The 17,099-nt window shown below is 68.0% G+C and carries 16 protein-coding genes and 1 pseudogene; 12 read left to right on the top strand and 5 right to left on the bottom strand.

The features are described 5' to 3' along the window. Complete coding sequence (locus ACQCSX_RS17410) at window positions 1-1,191, bottom strand: substrate-binding domain-containing protein (RefSeq protein ID WP_427016490.1); 1,191 nt, start codon at window positions 1,189-1,191, stop codon at window positions 1-3. A gap of 321 nt (window positions 1,192-1,512) precedes the next feature. Between ACQCSX_RS17410 and ACQCSX_RS17405 the strand changes: the two genes are divergently transcribed. Genes ACQCSX_RS17405 through ACQCSX_RS17385 form a run of 5 tightly spaced genes read left to right on the top strand, consistent with a single transcriptional unit; the run spans window position 1,513 to window position 7,466 of the window. Next, window positions 1,513-2,817: a sugar ABC transporter substrate-binding protein gene (locus ACQCSX_RS17405; RefSeq protein ID WP_427016489.1), complete on the top strand. Its 1,305-nt coding sequence runs from the start codon at window positions 1,513-1,515 to the stop codon at window positions 2,815-2,817. After that, window positions 2,817-3,776 carry a carbohydrate ABC transporter permease gene (locus tag ACQCSX_RS17400; RefSeq protein WP_427016488.1) on the top strand — a complete coding sequence of 320 codons (960 nt, stop codon included), beginning with the start codon at window positions 2,817-2,819 and terminating at the stop codon, window positions 3,774-3,776. Before ACQCSX_RS17405 ends, ACQCSX_RS17400 begins: the two co-directional genes overlap by 1 nt. Window positions 3,777-3,784: 8 nt before the next feature. Beyond that, window positions 3,785-4,702 carry a carbohydrate ABC transporter permease gene (locus tag ACQCSX_RS17395; protein ID WP_427016487.1) on the top strand — a complete coding sequence of 306 codons (918 nt, stop codon included), beginning with the start codon at window positions 3,785-3,787 and terminating at the stop codon, window positions 4,700-4,702. Continuing rightward, the gene (locus tag ACQCSX_RS17390; RefSeq protein WP_427016486.1) at window positions 4,699-6,144 is read left to right on the top strand and encodes a sulfatase family protein; all 1,446 of its coding nucleotides are present in this window, start codon (window positions 4,699-4,701) and stop codon (window positions 6,142-6,144) included. The genes ACQCSX_RS17395 and ACQCSX_RS17390 overlap by 4 nt, the downstream gene beginning before the upstream one ends. Beyond that, window positions 6,141-7,466: a sulfatase family protein gene (locus tag ACQCSX_RS17385; RefSeq protein ID WP_427016485.1), complete on the top strand. Its 1,326-nt coding sequence runs from the start codon at window positions 6,141-6,143 to the stop codon at window positions 7,464-7,466. The genes ACQCSX_RS17390 and ACQCSX_RS17385 overlap by 4 nt, the downstream gene beginning before the upstream one ends. Here the strand turns inward: ACQCSX_RS17385 and ACQCSX_RS17380 are convergent. Further along, window positions 7,463-7,876: a DUF805 domain-containing protein gene (locus ACQCSX_RS17380; RefSeq protein ID WP_427016484.1), complete on the bottom strand. Its 414-nt coding sequence runs from the start codon at window positions 7,874-7,876 to the stop codon at window positions 7,463-7,465. The genes ACQCSX_RS17385 and ACQCSX_RS17380 overlap by 4 nt on opposite strands. 388 nt (window positions 7,877-8,264) lie before the next feature. On the opposite strand from ACQCSX_RS17380, the pseudogene ACQCSX_RS17375 reads away from it, so the two are divergent. Further along, window positions 8,265-9,286: pseudogene (locus ACQCSX_RS17375) on the top strand (magnesium and cobalt transport protein CorA). Here ACQCSX_RS17375 and ACQCSX_RS17370 read toward each other — a convergent pair. Further along, the gene (locus ACQCSX_RS17370; protein WP_427016483.1) at window positions 9,283-10,020 is read right to left on the bottom strand and encodes an ankyrin repeat domain-containing protein; all 738 of its coding nucleotides are present in this window, start codon (window positions 10,018-10,020) and stop codon (window positions 9,283-9,285) included. The pseudogene ACQCSX_RS17375 and the gene ACQCSX_RS17370 overlap by 4 nt on opposite strands. A 10-nt stretch (window positions 10,021-10,030) precedes the next feature. Further along, window positions 10,031-10,600, bottom strand: coding sequence for a GlcG/HbpS family heme-binding protein (locus tag ACQCSX_RS17365; protein ID WP_427016482.1), 570 nt, complete (start codon window positions 10,598-10,600; stop codon window positions 10,031-10,033). Between the two features lie 266 nt (window positions 10,601-10,866). On the opposite strand from ACQCSX_RS17365, the gene ACQCSX_RS17360 reads away from it, so the two are divergent. The 6 genes from ACQCSX_RS17360 (at window position 10,867) to ACQCSX_RS17335 (ending at window position 16,375) form a co-directional block, all read left to right on the top strand. Then, window positions 10,867-11,710 (top strand): IS5 family transposase gene (locus tag ACQCSX_RS17360; protein WP_427018933.1). Its coding sequence is split into 2 segments (ribosomal slippage): window positions 10,867-11,172 and window positions 11,174-11,710, totalling 843 coding nucleotides; the frame shifts between segments, so codons are not numbered across the junction. A gap of 40 nt (window positions 11,711-11,750) precedes the next feature. Then, complete coding sequence (locus tag ACQCSX_RS17355) at window positions 11,751-12,929, top strand: sensor histidine kinase (protein ID WP_427016481.1); 1,179 nt, start codon at window positions 11,751-11,753, stop codon at window positions 12,927-12,929. Continuing rightward, window positions 12,926-13,552 carry a response regulator gene (locus ACQCSX_RS17350; protein ID WP_427016480.1) on the top strand — a complete coding sequence of 209 codons (627 nt, stop codon included), beginning with the start codon at window positions 12,926-12,928 and terminating at the stop codon, window positions 13,550-13,552. The genes ACQCSX_RS17355 and ACQCSX_RS17350 overlap by 4 nt, the downstream gene beginning before the upstream one ends. Window positions 13,553-13,697: 145 nt before the next feature. Beyond that, window positions 13,698-14,408, top strand: coding sequence for a response regulator transcription factor (locus ACQCSX_RS17345; RefSeq protein ID WP_427016479.1), 711 nt, complete (start codon window positions 13,698-13,700; stop codon window positions 14,406-14,408). Between the two features lie 4 nt (window positions 14,409-14,412). After that, the gene (locus ACQCSX_RS17340; protein ID WP_427016478.1) at window positions 14,413-16,005 is read left to right on the top strand and encodes an ATP-binding protein; all 1,593 of its coding nucleotides are present in this window, start codon (window positions 14,413-14,415) and stop codon (window positions 16,003-16,005) included. 76 nt (window positions 16,006-16,081) lie between these two features. Next, window positions 16,082-16,375: a WXG100 family type VII secretion target gene (locus ACQCSX_RS17335; protein ID WP_427016477.1), complete on the top strand. Its 294-nt coding sequence runs from the start codon at window positions 16,082-16,084 to the stop codon at window positions 16,373-16,375. Here ACQCSX_RS17335 and ACQCSX_RS17330 read toward each other — a convergent pair. Beyond that, a complete protein-coding gene (locus tag ACQCSX_RS17330; RefSeq protein WP_427016476.1) occupies window positions 16,372-17,043 on the bottom strand; it encodes a DUF1684 domain-containing protein in 672 nt (223 codons plus the stop codon). The two genes, ACQCSX_RS17335 and ACQCSX_RS17330, sit on opposite strands and share 4 nt — an antisense overlap. Between the last annotated feature and the right edge of the window lie 56 nt (window positions 17,044-17,099).

Here is a 17,099-nt window from a genome sequence, read left to right as displayed (position 1 = left end):
TTAGTCAGTGCTTATCAAGCCGGTGCTTGCCAGCTCGGTGCTCGTCAGATCGGTGCTTGCCCGGCCAGTGGCCTGCAGCAGCCGGGCGCCGCACGATTCCCGCACTACGAGTCCGGGCCGCAGCCGCACCTGGTGCAGCGGGCATTCGGTGCCCTCCACCAGCCTGCGCAGCATGATTTCAGCTGCCATCCTGCCCATCCGGTGCTTGGCTGGGGCCACGGCTGTCAACGGCACCTCGGCCACATCGGCCAGTTCGTCGTCGTACGAGACGAGCGCCAAATCCTCGGGGATCCGCACCCCGGCCCGCCGCGCGGCGGCCTCCAGGAGGGCCGCCTCCCGGTCGCCGAACACCAGGGCCGCTGTGGCTCCCACTTCGCGCAGGGCCGCCAGCATGCCCTCGGCCGCGCCGTCCTCCCATTCCAGCTTGGTCCGCCGGACGATCTGCGGGGCAAACCCCATGTCCGCTGCGGCGCGCTCGTAGCCGGCCACGATGGCAGGCTCCGTGGGGGTGTTGGTGCGCGTCAGCAGCGCAATCCGCCCATGCCCGAGGGCCCGCAGATGGGCCACCGCGTCGTAGGCCCCGCCCTGGTGGTCGGAGCAGACATGCTCGCTGCGGTCCCCCGGGCCCAGGTCCGTGAGGCTGCGTTCCAGCAGGATCACCGGCACACCCAGCCCCATCAGTTCCGCCACCCGGCGGCTTGGTTCGGGGATGCCCGTCAGCGTGGGCACCAGAATCAATCCGTCGACGCCGGAGCCCAGCAGGAAGTCGATGCTGGCGTCCTCGCGTTCCGGCTGGTAGTTGTACGTGGACAGTTGCAGGCTCACATCCGCTGCCGACAACGTTTGTTCGATGCCCTGCAGAACCCGGGGGTAGTACAACTGGGTGTCGGGCAGCAGCACCCCCACGGTGAACCGCGAGCGCCGTCGGACCGGCTGCGGCGGCGCGACAAAGCTGCCGGCCCCCTGCCGCCTAACCACCAGCCCGGATTCAACCAGCTCGTCGAAGGCACGACGCACGGTGGTCAGGGACAACCCCGTCCCGCTGGCCAGCTGGGCTTCCGTTGGAAGCTTGGCACCCACCGCCCACGTGCCGGCGAGGATGCCCCGACGAAGCTCGTCGGCCAGAGATTGGAATTTGAGATCCTTTGACACCGTGTCCCTGATGCGGCGCGTTGCACCTGTTGCTGCCACGACCCCTCCTCTGCGCGGATTGTGCTCCGGGAACCGAGTATCCCGGGTTGAAAAGAAATGAATAAAGGACTATTCCAAAAGAATTCCCACTACCTGTCCACCATGCCACCGCCAAATCGCTGGAACAACAGTGCGATGCGGAACGTAGGAAGAAGCCGCAGCGCGAAATGCGGGTCAATCCTGCGAAATGTTCACCAGATACTCCTTGATTCCTCTCTTTCAGTACTGTTTGAGTCGTGGGACACAGCCGCCACGGCGGCGCAGAGACTCTTGGCAAACAAGAACTTAGATACAGCCCAACGACTTAACAGAGGTGGCTTCATGAATTCCAAGTCCCGCATTGTGCAGGCACTGGCCGTTCTGGCCGGCGCTTCACTGGCCCTGACCGCCTGTGGACAGGGTTCGGCCAGCACGGCGCCAACCGAGGGCGGTACATTGACGTACTGGTCCATGTGGAAGGACGGCGAGCCGCAGCAGAAGGTGATTGCCGCGGCGATCGCCGATTTTGAGCAGCAGACGGGCGCGACCGTCAAGGTGCAGTGGCAGGGCCGTTCCAACACCGAGAAGCTCGTGCCGGCCCTGAACACCAACAATGTGCCAGACATCGTGGACGGCCCCTACGCCAAGCTGGCGCCCGTGCTGGGCGACACCGGGCAGGCCCTGTCACTGGGCGCCGCCTACGACACCGTGGTGGAAGGCAAGAAGGTTTCCGAACTCATTCCGGCCAAGTACACCTCCATCAGCAACATCAAGGGCGAGGACGGGACTCCCTGGATGCTGCCGTACAGCCTCAGCTCGGACGCCATCTGGTTTGATGCGGCCAAGCACCCGGAGCTGGTGGCCAACCCGCCGGCCGATTGGGATGCCTTCATCGCTGAGCTGGCCAAGCTCAAGGCCTCCGGCGCTGCACCCCTGGCCGCCGACGGCGATGTGGCCGGGTACAACTCGTTGTGGTTCACCACGGCCCTGATCCGGGCCGAGGGTCCGGGGTCCTTCAAGACGATCGCCAGTGACAAGACCGGGGCTGGCTGGGATTCGCCGGCGGCCCTCACCGCGGCGAAGAAGGTCGAGGAGATCGCCAAGGGCGGCTACCTGATCCCCGGCTACGATGCCAGCAAGTGGCCGGCCCAACAGCAGGTGTGGGCCAGCGGCAAGGCCTCACTGATCCTCAACGGCTCCTGGCTGCCCACCGAGACCGGCACTTACGCCGCCGAGGGTTTCCAGTACTCCTCCTTCCCGTTCCCCGCCATCGATGGCAAGCCCACCTCGGTCCGCGCGGACTTTGTCGGCTGGGCCGTGCCGAAGAAGGCCAAGAGCCCCGAGCTGGCCCAGCAGCTGGCCACCTTCATGCTGCACAAGAAGTACCAGGACGACTACGGCACCAAGGCCAAGGTGCTGCCGATCCGGGCCGATGCCGCCTTCTCCCCGCAGATGGACTCGGTCAAGAAGTCCTTGGACAGCGCCACCTCCGTGTACCAGCAGAACGACGGCGTGACGTTCCCGGGTTACGTGGAGAAGGTGTTCTGGCCGATCGATGACCAGCTGTTCCTGGGCAAGATCTCCGCGGCGGAATTCGTCGCCAAGATGAAGGATGCCCAAATCCAGTACTGGAAGGACAACGGCTGATGAGCACGGCCACCAACACCCGGCGCGCCGCCTCTTCCATGGCGGCCCGCCGCCCCGAGACCGGCGGAAGCACCATGGACCGCCAGCGCCGCAAACTGCTGCTGCCCTTCGTGGGCCCGGCGTTCATCTTCTACACGGCTCTGTTCATCGTCCCTGCCATTGGAGCCGCCTGGATCAGCCTGCACAAATGGGCCGGCAGCGGTCCCATGACCTTCGTGGGCATTGAGAACTACCTGAAGGTGTTCAGGGACCCGCTGTTTATGAAGTCCTTTGGCAACACCCTGCTGCTGCTCTTCGTGGTGGGCGCTGCCATCTTCATCCTGGCCTTCGCCATGACGCTGGTGCTGCGGGACATGGCCGGGAAGAAGATTGTGCGTTCGGTGATCTTCTTCCCGCACCTGATCAATGCCCTGGTCTTTGGCGTACTGGCCGGATTCATCTTCAACCCCGGCGGCATCGTGAACACCCTGCTGGCACCGTTCGGTGTGGACAATCCACCGGCGTGGTTGGCCCAGGACAACATCTTTCCGCTCATCATGGCCACGCTGGTGGCCACCACTACCGGCTACTTCACCACCATCTTGATGGCCGGTGTGGACCGCATTCCGCCATACTACTACGAGGACTGCGCCCTGGCCGGGGCCACCCCGTTCCAGCGGCTGCGCTATGTGATCTTGCCGCTGACGTGGGATGTGTTCGGCACCTGCGCGGTGTTGTGGACCATCTCTTCGATCAAGATCTTCGAGATCATCTGGGTCTTCGGTGGCAGCAGCGGCGCCGGCATCCCGCCGACGCAGAGCTGGACCACGGCCGTCTACACCTATGTGACAGCCTTCTCCGGCCAGTCGACACCGGCCTACGGGGCGGCGACGGCGTCGGCCATCATCTCGCTGGCCCTCGTCTCGGTGCTCGTCGTCGTGCTGCGCCGGGCCATGCGCCGCGACGCCGTCGAATTCTAAGGATCATCATGACAACTCTGACCAAACACAAGCCGCCGGCACCCGCTCCCCGTAGCCGGCCCGCCAATCGCCGCGGCACCAGCCCCGCGCTGCGGGCGGAGCGCAGTGTCGCCCGCAGCATCGGCGTCGTACTCCTGTGGGGCGTCGTCGCCATCAGCATTGGCATGCTGGTGTGGATGCTGCTGCAGGCCTTCCGCGACACCCGCGCCATCCTCAGCAACCCGTGGGGCATGCCCGAGTCCTTGGACATGGTGAACTTTGTCCGGGCCTGGACGGCCAGCGATTTCGCCACGGCGACGTTCAACAGCGTCGTCACCACCGGCGTGTCCTCGTTCCTGACCGTGGCCATCGCGGCCCCGGCGGCGTACTACCTCAGCCGGGTGGAAAGCCGTCTGACCGGGGCGCTGAGCCTGTACTTCATCCTCGGACTGGGCATTCCGGCGCAGGTGATCCTGATTCCGCTGTTCGTGATGCTGAATGAAGCGCACCTCACCGACAGCCTGTTCGGCCTGAATCTGGTGTACATCGGCGTGTCGATGCCATTCACCGTGTTCCTGCTGACGGCGTTCTTCCGCAGCCTGCCGCTGGAGATGGAGGAGGCGGCCGCCTTGGACGGCGCCTCGGCGCTGCGGACCTTTGTGCAGATCACGCTGCCGCTGGCCAAGGGTGGCATCCTGACCGCCTTCGTCCTGCAGGTGGTCAGCCACTGGAACGAAACACTGCTCGCCTTGACCCTGATCCAATCCACCGAAAAGTACACGCTGCCGATCGCGCTGATCTCCTTTGTCCAGCAGCAGACGTACTCCGGAGCGGACTGGGGCGGGCTCTTCGCCGGCCTGTGCATCGTGGTGCTGCCCATGCTGATCGTCTACGTCTGGCTCGGCCACCACCTCACGGAGGGGCTGACCCTGGGCATGGGCAAATGAGCAGGACCAATCTGCTCTTTGTCCTGGCGGACCAGTTCCGGGCCATGTGCCTGGACACGCCCGGCGACGGCGGCGACCCCGTGTCGACGCCGTCGCTGGACGCCCTCGTGGCGCAGGGGACCTCCCTGCGCCACGCTGTCAGCAACTACCCCGTCTGCAGCCCGCACCGGGCGATGCTCATGACCGGTCAGTATCCGCACCAGAACCACGTGACCCACAATGTGAACTCGCTGACGGCGGCCTGGGGCGTGGGCCTGCGCGCCGACGCGCCGTCATGGGCCCGGGTGCTGCGCGCCGCCGGCTACCGGACGGGCTACATCGGCAAGTGGCATCTGCAGGCCCCGGCCCCCGAGGACGCCGTCCACGGCGAAGGCATCCTGGAGGACGGACGCTATTGGGACGCCTATTCGCCCCCGGAATGCCGGCACGGCTTTGATTATTGGTACTCCTACGGCTGCTGCGACCAGCATCTGACGCCGCATTACTGGACCGGGGGTGCGCCGCGGGAGCAGCGCATCGACATCCAGGGCTGGTCCGCGGCCCACGAGACGGACGTGGCCATCAACTTCCTCGACGACGTTCTGGGCAACAGTCTGGACGACGACGGCCATGCGCCGTTCGCGCTCGTCGTCTCCTACAATCCGCCGCACCAGCCCTTCGACCAGCTGCCCGACGCCTGGGATCAACGCTATGGGGACCTTGGGGCCGACGAGCTGCTGCCGCGGCCCAATGTGGACCTGGACAGCGACGCCGGCCGGGAGGCGGCGCGGATCGCACCCCTGTACTTCGCCGCCGTCGCCGGCATCGACGCCCAAGTCGGGCGGCTGCTGGATGCGCTGGCGGACCGCGGCCTGGCCGAGGACACCCTCGTGGTCTTCACCTCCGACCACGGCCAGCAGATGGGCAGCCACCAACTGCTGTACAAGAACGTCCCGCATGAGGAGTCCATGCGGATCCCCTTCGTCCTGCGCTGGCCCGGCAGGATCCCCGCCGGGCCCAATGCAACGGTGCTCTCCAGCGTGGACACCGGCCCCACCCTGCTCGGGCTGATGGGTCTGGCGGACGGCATCCCCGCCGCCATGCAGGGCACCAACCGGGCCGCCTCGCTGCTGGACCCGGACGCTGCCGATGCCGACGCCGGGGCCCTCTACTTCCACTACCCCCACGACCCCGCTTCCCCCAGCCTGCGCGGCTTCCGGACCGCCGGCTGGAAGATTGTGGCCACCCACTCCCCCGCCACCGGCACCACAGTGGAGTGCTTCGACCTGGACGCCGACCCGTATGAGCTTCATCCGCTCACCGACGGACGCACCGTGGCGAAACGGGCAGCCCGCCTGGTGGCGGAGCTAGGGACGGTCGGCGATGACTGGGCAGGCCTGCCCGGGATTCGGCGGCTCGCCGCGGACTTGGTGGCCGCGGTGGACCCGGCGGCCCTGCGATGAGCGCCGCCGGCGCCCCCGCGCAGAACATTCTGCTGGTCATGGCCGACCAGTTCTCTGCCCACGTGCTGGAACACCGCGATGGCACGGACGGGCACTTCGCCACCCCCAACCTCGACCGTCTGGTTGGCGAATCGGTCGTGTTCCCGCAGGCCTACACCAGCTTTCCGCTGTGCGTTCCGGCCCGCAGCTCCATGGTCACCGGCCGCTATCCGCACCAATTGGGCATCACGGGCAACGACCACTCCGTCCACAACCAACCCGGGCAGGGGGCAGAGAGCTTGGGCCATTGGTTCGCCGCCCATGGCTACGACTGCGCCTACGCGGGCAAGTGGCATGCCCCGCAGCCCAGTGCCGGCGTCCTGGACGGCTTCGATCCGATCCACGCTTTCGGCGACGTGGGGCTTGTCGAAGCCTGCACCGGGTGGCTCGCGGGGCGGACCACCGAGAGGCCCTTCCTGCTGGTGGCCTCCTTCGACGACCCCCACACGATCTGTGAATACGCCCGCCGCCAGCCGCTCCCCTATGGAAACGTCCCGCCGTCGGACGTCCGCTCGGCCCCACCCTTGCCGGCCAACCACCACCGGGCCGCCTACGCGCCCGAGGCCCCGGTGGAGGAGCGGCGCCGCGCCTCCACCGTCTACGGAACCCTCGAGTATGGCCCCGATGATTGGCGCAGGTACCGGCAGGCCTACGCCGCCCTGGTGGCCCGCGTGGATGGGCAGATCGGGGCCTTGCTGGACGCCGTCGAGGGGACGGACACGGCCGTCGTTTTCCTCAGCGACCACGGCGACGGCGATGCCTCGCACGGCTGGAACCAGAAGACCTCACTGATCCAGGAGTCCATCCGCGTTCCGCTGCTCATCCGCTCCGCCCGCGAAAGCCCGCGCCGGATCGGCCATCCCGTCCCGGCGGCGCTGGCCCTGCTGCCAACCCTGTGCCACGTAGCCGGAATCGATGCTCCTCCCCGGCTGCCGGAGGGCAGCATGCTCACCGACGAACCGTCGCCGGTGGTGGTCCAAACGCGGTTCGCCGGTGGGCCTGGCCCGGAAACCACGGGCCGGAGCCTGCTCTCCGGTGCGTTCAAGTACACCGTCTACAGCTGGGGGCGGCACCGCGAACAGTTGCACGATCTGGCCCAGGATCCCGGTGAACAGCGGAACCTGGCGGTGGAAGCCGCCTACGACGAGGTGCTGGAGGAAATGCGCTGCGCGCTGCTGGCGTGGTGTCTGGAGACGGGCGACGACGGCTTCCTCAAACGGCTCATCCTGCCGGCCGCTGTGGACCCCGCCGTCCGGGCCGGCATCTTTGCCGTGCCGTACTAGGTCCCGCTAGAGGGGATGCCAAGGCCGGCACTGCCGGCCTTGGCATCCCCGGTCTTTGACGGTTCGCTGAGGTGGATGGCGAGCACGATGAGCCCCGCGATGGGCACCAGCAGCCAGAACACCTCACCCCACTGGCGACCGGCATCGCGCAGCCGGCGGACCATGGCCGCCAATGTGGGCAGGAGGACGACGACGGACCACGCCGACGCGAGGCTGGAGCCGATGGCGATCATGCCGTCCGCCGTCGCAATGTTCAAGGCACCGAGGGCGCTGCCCACCAGGGCGGCAAAGAGCGCGAACCACCAGAATTCCGGCCGTGTTGCCCGTCCGTCAAAGTCCGCGTATTTGCGCAAGGCCGTGGCGATCGCGCGGCCGAAGGTGACAGGTGGCTGGGCTGGTGCCTGGTTCATGGGGACACAGCACCGAACCCTGCGCGGGCTACGCAGCGGGAGGGGCATGGCCCTGCGCGGCACCCGTTTGCGCTCCGGCCGGGGGCCATTGCTATGCACGGTTCAGGCCCGCACCAGCCTTGGTGCCTGAGGGCCTTCCAAGCTCGCAAGAGGAGAGGCTGTGGCCAGCCATAGTATGTGCGCCGACCCAGGCCGGGCCCTCTTGCACCGCCCCCGCCCCCTCTAGGCCGAACCTCCCGTTCCGCCGCCCAGGCCCGGGCCCGCTCCAAGACGCCGCAGCATCGGCTCCCGGACCACACATCCCCCGGGACACCGCCGTCGTTGCGGTGCTGCCGTTGCCGTGCCCCGCCGCGATCCGGCGGGCCGGCCACCAGATCGGAGCCTGCCCATGACCATCGTTGACAACGGCCTGTACGTCGCAGGACGGCGCACGGAAACCCCACCAATCTGCTGGAAACCTACGAGGCGATGCATGCCGGCGACGGCATGGCCTGGATCGGCTTGTACCGCCCGGAGCCGGCGGCCATCCGCTCCGTGGCGGCCGAGTTCGACCTGCACCACCTTGCCGTCGAGGACGCACTCTCCGGACACCAGCGCTCCAAGCTCGAACGCTATGGCGACACCCTGTTTCTGGTGCTGCGCCCGGCCCGGTACCTTGACGCGGACGAGGTGGTGGAGTTCGGCGAACTGCACATCTTGATGGGCAAGGACTCTGTGGTGACCATCCGCCACGCCGAATCCCCCAATCTGGCCCGCGTCCGGCTGCGGCTGGAGGCCACCCCGGAGCTGCTGGCCAAGGGCCCGGAGGCCGTCCTGTACGCCATCCTGGACGAGGTGGTGGATGAGGACGAGCCCGTCATTGCGGGGCTGCAGAACGACATCGATGAGATCGAGGACCAGCTCTTCGACAGCGACTACAAGGGCGATCTGTCCCGGCGCATCTACGAGCTCTCCCGTGAGGTCATCAACTTCCAGCGCACCGTCCAACCGCTGGGCGACATGCTCCAGGGCCTGCAGCGCGGCTCGCTGAAGTACCGGGTGGACATCGAACTGCAGCGCTCCCTGCGCGATGTGCAGGACCATCTGCTGCGGGTCACGGACCGGGCCAACAGCTTCCGCACCCTGCTGGAAACCGCCATCAACGTCCACGCCACGCTCGTGACGCAGCGGCACAACGATGAGCTGCGGCACATGACGGTGACCAGCATTGCGCAGAACGTGGAGACCAAGAAGATTTCCTCCTGGGCCGCCATCCTGTTCGCTCCGACGTTGGTGGGCACCGTCTACGGCAAGAACTTAGCTGCCATGCCCGAGCTCCATTGGGAGTTCGGCTACCCTTTTGCGATCGGCTTGATGGTCGTGCTGGGCGTGGGGCTGTACGCGGTGTTCAAGCGCCGGCGCTGGCTCTAGAAGCCGGCACCCCGGATCACGGCGGCAATTCCGGTGAGGCCCAGCCTGTCGGCATTCTCCAGCGCCGTGCGCCCCTGGGGGTCGCGGATGCCCGGGTCTGCCCCGGCGGCCAGCAGCAGGGACACCACCTGCTGCTGGTTGGGCCCGCCGTCGTTGAGCAGCACGGCCTCCTGCATGGCCGTCCAGCCCAGGTTGTTGACGTGGTTGACGGGCACGCCGGCGGCGATGAGGATCCGCACGGTCTCCACATGCCCGTGCTCGCTGGCCGGGATCAGGGCCGTGCCGCCGTAGCGGTTAGTGCTCGCGACGTCGGCGCCATGGGCCAGCGTCAGGGCCAGCACCTCGTTGTACCCCTCCGCCCCGGCGTAGAGGAACGCCGAGTCCTGGATCGCATCCTTGGTGTTGACGTTGCCGCCGGCCTCGATGAGCCCGCGCACGCGGGCGGCGTCGTTGGCCTTGGCGGCCAGGATGAGGTCAGTGTCCAGTGCCATCTGTTCCTCTTTCGTCAGCGGGGTGGGCGCGGGCGCCGTCGGTGTGGCGGCCGGAGCCGACGACGGCGGCTGCAGCGGCTCCGTGGTCACCGGCTGGGACCCGGATGCCGACGACGTCGCCGACACCGTGGCTGTCCCTCCGGCACCGGTCGCCGGCCCGTCCGATGGAGCGCAGCCTGCCAACAGCAGCAGCCCTGCCACGGCAGCGGAAAGCGCACGCGCCAGGTGCCGAAAGGAGCCCATGGAACCGAGCCTACTTGGCCGCGGCGGCCAGCGCCGCAACACCGGCAGCGGCGCAGGCCTCATCCAGCGCGCCGTCCGGGGCGCCGCCGACGCCGATGCCGGCCACCGAGACACCGTTGACCTTCAGCGGCACGCCGCCGGCCAGGAACAACGTGCCGGGCAGATCAGCGATGCCCGGCCCGTTGCCGTTGATGCGCTTGGCCAGCTCACTGGTGGGTGCGCCGAACGCGGCGGCGGTGTAGGCCTTCCGCTTCGCGGCCTCGATGGTGTGCTCGGCGGCGTTGTCGCCGCGCAGCAGGGCCTGGAGGGTGCCGAAGCGGTCCACCAGCGCCACTGTCACAAACCCGAGCTTGTCCGCCTGGCACTTGTCCATGGCCGCACCCACGGCGGCGGCCGAGGCCTTGACCGTGATCCGGTTCTGGGCCACCACCGTTTCAGGGACCGGGGCAATGTCAACGGTGGCGCTGGAGCGGGTGGCCAGTTCCGGCGCCAGGGCCGCGTTGGCGGCCACTGTGGCCCCGCCGGTGGTCAGCAGGGCGGCTGCGGATGCGGCGGCAAAGATCTTGGTGGACTTCTTCACGGGGGTCTCCTGGGGTGGTGGATCGATGGCGGAAATGCTTGCTCCTCCATGCTGGCCGGGCGGACACCGCCGCAGCATCGGGCGTTAGGCTGCCGCTGCCTCGGCCGTTGGGCTCCCGGCATCAGCCAAATGGCTGAGCCGCCAACAACGGCGCGGGCCCTAGGGTGTGTCTCCTAATCAGTGGTTTTGCGGTTTGGCATGATTGATGGGTGCCTTCTCGCTATTCCGTGTTGTCCGATGCCCAGTGGGAGTCCATTGCCCCGTTGATGCCCGATTCGTCGGGGAAACCGGGCCGACCCTTCAACGACCACCGGCTGATGACCGAGGGCATCATCTACCGCTACCGGGCAGGGATCCCATGGCGTGATCTCCCTGCCTATTTCGGGTCGTGGAAGACCGTGTGGAAGCACCACCGCCGCAACGCCGCCAACGGGACCTGGGACAAGGTCCTGGCGGCGTTGCTGACCCGCGCGGACACGGCCGGGCTGATCAACTGGGAGGTCTCGATCGACTCCACGGTCAACCGTGCCCACCAGCACGGCACGAACCTGCCCCGCCACACAGGGGGACCTGTCGAATTACAGGAATCTGCTCGACGAGCCTGAGGACCATGCCATCGGCCGGTCCCGCGGCGGGCTGACCACCAAGATCCACGCCCTGGTGGATGGCAACATGCGTCCCCTGGTCCTGCTGCTGGGGCCGGGCCAGGGCGGGGACTCGCCGATGTTTGAGAACCTCATGGAGGCCCTGAAGGTAGAAAGGCCCGGTCCCGGCCGGGCCCGCACCCGCCCGGACCGGGCCATGGCCGACAAGGCCTATTCCTCCAAAGCAATCCGGGCGTACCTGCGCGGGCGGGGCATCGAGTGCGTTATCCCGGAAAAGGACGACCAGAAGGCCAACCGGAAACGCAAGGGCTCCGCCGGGGGACGCCCCGTCAGATACGACAGGGACGCCTACAAACGGCGCAATGTGGTCGAGCGCAGCTTCAACACCCTCAAGCAATGGCGGTCCCTGGCCACCCGCTACGACAAACTGGCCCTCACCTACCGCTCAGCGGCCGTCCTGCACGCCGTCGTCATCTGGAGCGCCGCATTGGGAGACACGCCCTAGCATGGTGGGAGATGCTTTTCGACCCCTGGACGGACCCCACATGACTGCCGATTCCACCGCGCCCCCGGCGCCGCGCCCGGCGCTGGGCCGGATCGACGCCGTCGTCCATTTCGGCTTCGCGGTGCTCATGGTGGCCTCCGGGGTGCGCTATGCCATGCGGCACAGCCCCGCGGACAACCTCGGGGTGCTGGTGCTCGCCGTCGCCGTCACGGCCCTCTACATCCTCATCGCCGCCCTCGCCCGGCACCGCGAACCGCACCTTGGCGCGATGCTGGTGCTCGTGGCGGCCTGGGCGGCCCTGGTGCTGATGGCCCCCAGCTTTGCCTGGTGCTCGTTCGCCGTGTACTTCCTGTGCCGCGCCGCCTTCAGCGGAGCGGTGGCCTATGTGGCGGCGGGGGCCACCACACTGTCCACCGCCGCCGGCCTGTTCCGGCTCAGCGGGGCCACTGACATCGCGATGCTGCTGGGACCCGTGGCGGTAGGTGTGCTGCTGACGGTTGTCTACGACCGGATTGAAGCCGACGCCCGCATCCAGCGCCAGCTCCACGCACAGGTCCAGCTGGCGCAGCAACGGCTGCTGGCCAGCGAGCGCGCGGCCGGGGCCGCCGGGGAGTGCGAGCGCGTCTCCCGTGAAATCCACGACACCGTCACCCAGGGCCTGGCCTCGAACATCCTGCTGTTGGAGGCCGCGCTGCGCTCGTGGCCCGCCCCGGCCGCGCGGGAGGACATCCGCCAGGCCAGTGCCTTGCTGCGCGGGAACCTGGCCGACACCCGCAGCCTGGTCCATGAGCTCTCCACCCCCGCCGCCGACGGACAGCCCCTCCCGCAGGCCCTGCTCACCGCGGCCTCGGCCTACGTGGACGGCGTCCGGCTCCAGGTCACCGGCCAGGAGCGCCCGGTTCCCCTGGACGTGCGGCATGTGCTGCTGCGGGTCACCCAGAGCGCCTGCGCCAACATCAAACTGCACGCCGGCGCCGGCAACGTCAGCCTGACCCTCGGCTATCTGCCGGACGCCCTCACGCTGGACATCTACGACGACGGCCGCGGCTTCGACCCGGCCGCGGTGCCGCCGCCCAGCCAGGACGGCGGCTACGGGCTGCGTGCCATGCGCCAGCGCGTGGAGCAGCTGGCCGGCGTGTTCTCGGTGGAGAGCACCCCCGGCGAGGGCACCATCATCGCCGCCCAGATTCCGCTGCCACCCTTGGAGGACACCCCATGACCACTATCCGGATCCTGCTGGTGGACGACCATCTGGTGGTCCGCACCGGGCTGAAGGCGCTGCTGGACACCCAGCCGGACCTGGACGTCGTGGCCGAGGCGGGCTCGGGCGAGGAGGCCCTGGTTGCCGTGGAGCAGTGGTCCCCGGACGTGGTCATCATGGACCTGGCGATGGGGCCGGGCATGGACGGCATCGAGGCCATCAAGGTGCTGCGCCGGCGCAATTCCCGCCAACCCATCCTGGTCTTCACCACCTACGATTCGGATGCCGACATTGTCCGCGCCGTCGATGCCGGGGCCATGGGCTATCTGCTCAAGGACGCCGCTCCGGAGGAGATCTTCGCCGCCGTCCGCGGTGCAGTTGCCGGCCGCAGCCACATGAGCGCCCCCGTGGCCTCGCGCCTGTTCGCGCAATTGCGCAATCCCGACGCCGTGCTGACGCCGCGGGAGGCCGAACTGCTTGCGCTGCTGACCCAGGGACTGGGCAACCGCGAGCTGGGCCAGCGGCTCTTCATCTCCGAAGCCACGGTCAAGACCCATCTGGCCCACATCTACGCCAAGCTCGGCGTCGAAACCCGGGCCGCGGCCATCGCCACGGCCATCCGCCGGGAAGGCATGCGCTGAGGACCGCCGGGCCCGCCCGAGGCCGGCCGGGGTGCCCCGGAGTCCGGTTTCTGGCTGTACGCAGGGTGCCCGCTGGGCGTACGCTGACAGAGCACTCACAAGGTACACCCAGCTAATTCCCAGCCAGTGGTCGGAGACTGAAATGGTGAAAAAGACAGGACCCGAAGCCAAGCTGCTCGTTGTTGACGATGAGCCAAACATCCGCGAGCTGCTCTGCACCTCCCTCCGGTTCGCCGGTTTCGACGTCGTGGCCGCCGGCACCGGCCATGAGGCCCTGGCGGCCGCGGAGGAGCACAACCCCGACCTGGCCGTGCTGGATGTGATGCTGCCGGACATGGACGGGTTCACCGTCACCCGGCGGCTGCGCGCCGCCGGCCGGCATTTCCCGGTCCTGTTCCTGACCGCCCGCGACGACACCGAGGACAAGGTCACCGGCCTGACCGTCGGCGGGGACGACTACGTCACCAAGCCGTTCAGCCTGGACGAGGTGGTGGCCCGCATCCGTGCGGTGCTGCGCCGCACCCAGCAGGTGGACGACGACGACGCCGTCATCCGGGTCGATGACCTGGAGCTCGACGACGACGCCCACGAGGTCCGCCGGGCCGGCACCACAGTGGAGCTCTCCCCCACCGAATTCAAGCTGCTGCGCTACCTGATGCTCAACCCCAACCGCGTGCTGTCCAAGGCCCAGATCCTTGACCACGTGTGGGAATACGACTTCAACGGCGACGCCTCCATTGTGGAGTCCTATATCTCCTACCTGCGCCGCAAGGTGGACATCGATCCCTCGCTGCCTGCACTGATCCAGACCAAGCGCGGCGTGGGCTACGTGCTGCGGACGGCCGAAAAGCGCTAGAGCCTTGATTCAAACCTGGAAGAACGCCTCGCTGCGCTCACAGCTGGTTGCCATCATCAGCGCCCTGCTGACGGTCTCGCTGCTGGCGCTGGGCGCAACGACGTTCCTGCTGCTGCACTCCTTCCTGGAGGACCAGATGGACGCGCAGCTGCAGACCTTCCAGAAGTCCATCGGCACGGTCGGCACGGTGAACGCGGAAAACACCGGTGCCAACCCCATCGGCTTCGACTACTACGTGGGCTACTTCTATCCGGACGGCGAGCTGGTGGACCAGAACCGGTCGGGCCAGGACCAGCCGATGATGCCGCTGCTCACCATGAACCAGGCCACGGCCCGGGCCACCCAGCCGTTCACCGTCCCCAGCTCGGACGGCAGCGACCCCTGGCGGCTCATTGTGGTCTCGCCCTCCAGGATTGTTGTCACCAGCAAGGACGGGGCGCCCACCTACTTCACCGGCTACGTCGTCATCGGCCTGCCCTATGACTCGCTGAACGTGACCATGGAGCGCCTGGCCGTGGTGATCGCCGGCGTCGCCGTTCTGGCCGTCACGCTGGGCACCATGATCGCCTACTGGACGGTGACGCGGTCCTTCCGCCCGCTCGCCCGGGTGGAGAAGACGGCGGCGGCCATTGCCGCCGGAGACCTGTCGCGCCGCGTCCACATCGAGAATCCCTCCACCGAGGTGGGTAGGCTGTCGGGGTCGCTGAACGCCATGCTGGCGCACATCGAGTCCGCCTTTGCCGCGCGGACCGCCTCCGAAACACGCATGCGCCGCTTTGTCGCCGATGCCTCGCACGAGCTGCGCACCCCGCTGGTGACCATCCGCGGCTATTCCGAGCTGTACCGGCACGGGGCCCTGGAGTCCACGGAGGATGTCGGGAAGGCCATGGGCCGGATCGAGAGCGAGGCCAAGCGGATGGGCGAGCTGGTGGAGGACCTGCTCCTGCTGGCCCGCATCGACGAGCAGCGCCCGCTCCAGCGCAAACCCGTGGACCTGCTCTTGTTGGGCCACGATGCCGTGGTGGACGCGCGCGCCATTGCCGGGGACCGGACCATCACCTTGCTGGGGCTCGACGGCGGCCAGGGCACCAGCGCCCCCATCCTGGGCGACGAGGCCAAGCTGCGCCAGGTGGTGGCCAACCTGATGGGTAATTGCCTGCGCTACACCCCCGAGGGCAGCCCGCTGGAGATTCAGGTGGGCACGCGGACCGAATCCGGCCGGCAGGTGTCGGTGCTGTCCATCCGCGACCATGGGCCCGGCATCTCCGAGGCCGAGGCCCCGCGCGTCTTTGAACGCTTCTACCGGGCCGACACATCGCGCAACCGGGACACCGGCGGCAGCGGGCTGGGGCTGGCCATTGTGGCGGCCATTGTCGCGGCCCACAGCGGGACGGTCAGACTGGAGGAGACCAACGGCGGCGGAGCCACCATGGTCATCACGCTCCCCTTCCATGCCGTTCCGGGCACCGACGGCGGATCTGGCGAGGGCGAAGCCGATGCCGATGCGGATGCCGAGCAAACCGACGGCGCGGATGCGGCCGCCGAAGGCCAGGACTCCTCCACAGGCGCGGCCGAAGGGTCCTCCACGCACACCTGAGCCGCGGGCACGGGCGCGGGTGCGGCATGGGTCCTAGCGTGGAAGACGTCAACACGCCAGCTCCAGGAGGAACACCATGGCACAGTTCAACGTCAATTCCGATGACCTCGCCCTGAAGAACCAGGCCGTCCACGGCTCCGTCGACCGCATCCGCGCCGAGGTGGATGCCATGGCGCGGAACTTGGCGGACCTGCAGTCCACCTGGACCGGAGCGGCGTCCACCAACTTCCAGGTGCTGGTGAATGAGTGGCGCGCCACCCAACTCCGGGTGGAGGCGTCGCTGGAGGGCATCAATGCCGCCCTCGGCACGGCGGCCAGCCAGTACGCCCAGGCCGAGGATGCCAACACCCGGCTCTTCTCCGCCCGCTAGGCTGGGGCGTAGAGCTCGCCGACGGGCACCTCGACTTCGAGCCTGTTGGCGGGCCCGGGCAGCGGGCAGGCCCACGCCTCGTTGTACGCGCACGATGGATTGTAGGCAAAGTTGAAGTCCAGCACGAACTCCTGGCCCGCCGGGGTTTCGCGGACACCGTGGAAGGCGCCCTTGTTGGTGTCCAGCAGGTAGCGTCCGGCACCGTAGCTGCCGCCGGGCTTCCCGGCCGTGGCGTCGCGGAACGGCAGGAACAGGCCTCCGCCATAGCTGCACAGCCGCCACAGCGCCAGGGTGCCCAGGTCCGGGACGTTAAGGGTGCCCAGGCGCACGAACGGGACAATGCCGTCCGTTCCGGTCTGGACGTTCAGCTCCTCGCCCGCACCATGGGGAGACAATGGCGCGTACTTCCGGAAGCCGGGATCGTACGGGGCGGTCCGCAGGCCCGCAAAGTCCGCCTTCATCTCTTCGGTCAGCGCGGAGGCGGGGTGCGTAAGGAACATCCGGAGGCGTTCGCGCTGCCACCATGCATGGGCCTCGGCCGGATCGGTGGCAGCCATCGTCCGGACAATGTCGTAGAGGGCAAAGGTGCGCAGGCGCCAGTCGGCAATGTCGACGGCGGAAATCGCCCCTGCAACGTCATCGGTCGCGTCAAAGTCTTCAATGGCCATGCCCCCAGCCTAGACCCGGCTCCCGCCGGCAACGGCAAAGTGGCTGGTCCGGGCGG

The sequence above is a fragment of the Pseudarthrobacter sp. P1 genome, from assembly GCF_050156935.1.
Taxonomy (GTDB): Bacteria; Actinomycetota; Actinomycetes; order Actinomycetales; family Micrococcaceae; genus Specibacter.
This window is presented reverse-complemented; position numbering and strand designations above follow the sequence as displayed.

What these genes read in the sequence shown, in the direction of transcription:
- ACQCSX_RS17405 (WP_427016489.1), top strand. Translation starts at nt 1,513, where the DNA reads ATGAATTCCAAGTCCCGCATTGTGCAGGCACTGGCCGTTCTGGCCGGC.
- ACQCSX_RS17400 (WP_427016488.1), top strand. Translation starts at nt 2,817, where the DNA reads ATGAGCACGGCCACCAACACCCGGCGCGCCGCCTCTTCCATGGCGGCC.
- ACQCSX_RS17395 (WP_427016487.1), top strand. Translation starts at nt 3,785, where the DNA reads ATGACAACTCTGACCAAACACAAGCCGCCGGCACCCGCTCCCCGTAGC.
- ACQCSX_RS17390 (WP_427016486.1), top strand. Translation starts at nt 4,699, where the DNA reads ATGAGCAGGACCAATCTGCTCTTTGTCCTGGCGGACCAGTTCCGGGCC.
- ACQCSX_RS17385 (WP_427016485.1), top strand. Translation starts at nt 6,141, where the DNA reads ATGAGCGCCGCCGGCGCCCCCGCGCAGAACATTCTGCTGGTCATGGCC.
- ACQCSX_RS17380 (WP_427016484.1), bottom strand. Translation starts at nt 7,876, where the DNA reads ATGAACCAGGCACCAGCCCAGCCACCTGTCACCTTCGGCCGCGCGATC.
- ACQCSX_RS17370 (WP_427016483.1), bottom strand. Translation starts at nt 10,020, where the DNA reads ATGGGCTCCTTTCGGCACCTGGCGCGTGCGCTTTCCGCTGCCGTGGCA.
- ACQCSX_RS17355 (WP_427016481.1), top strand. Translation starts at nt 11,751, where the DNA reads ATGACTGCCGATTCCACCGCGCCCCCGGCGCCGCGCCCGGCGCTGGGC.
- ACQCSX_RS17350 (WP_427016480.1), top strand. Translation starts at nt 12,926, where the DNA reads ATGACCACTATCCGGATCCTGCTGGTGGACGACCATCTGGTGGTCCGC.
- ACQCSX_RS17335 (WP_427016477.1), top strand. Translation starts at nt 16,082, where the DNA reads ATGGCACAGTTCAACGTCAATTCCGATGACCTCGCCCTGAAGAACCAG.
- ACQCSX_RS17330 (WP_427016476.1), bottom strand. Translation starts at nt 17,043, where the DNA reads ATGGCCATTGAAGACTTTGACGCGACCGATGACGTTGCAGGGGCGATT.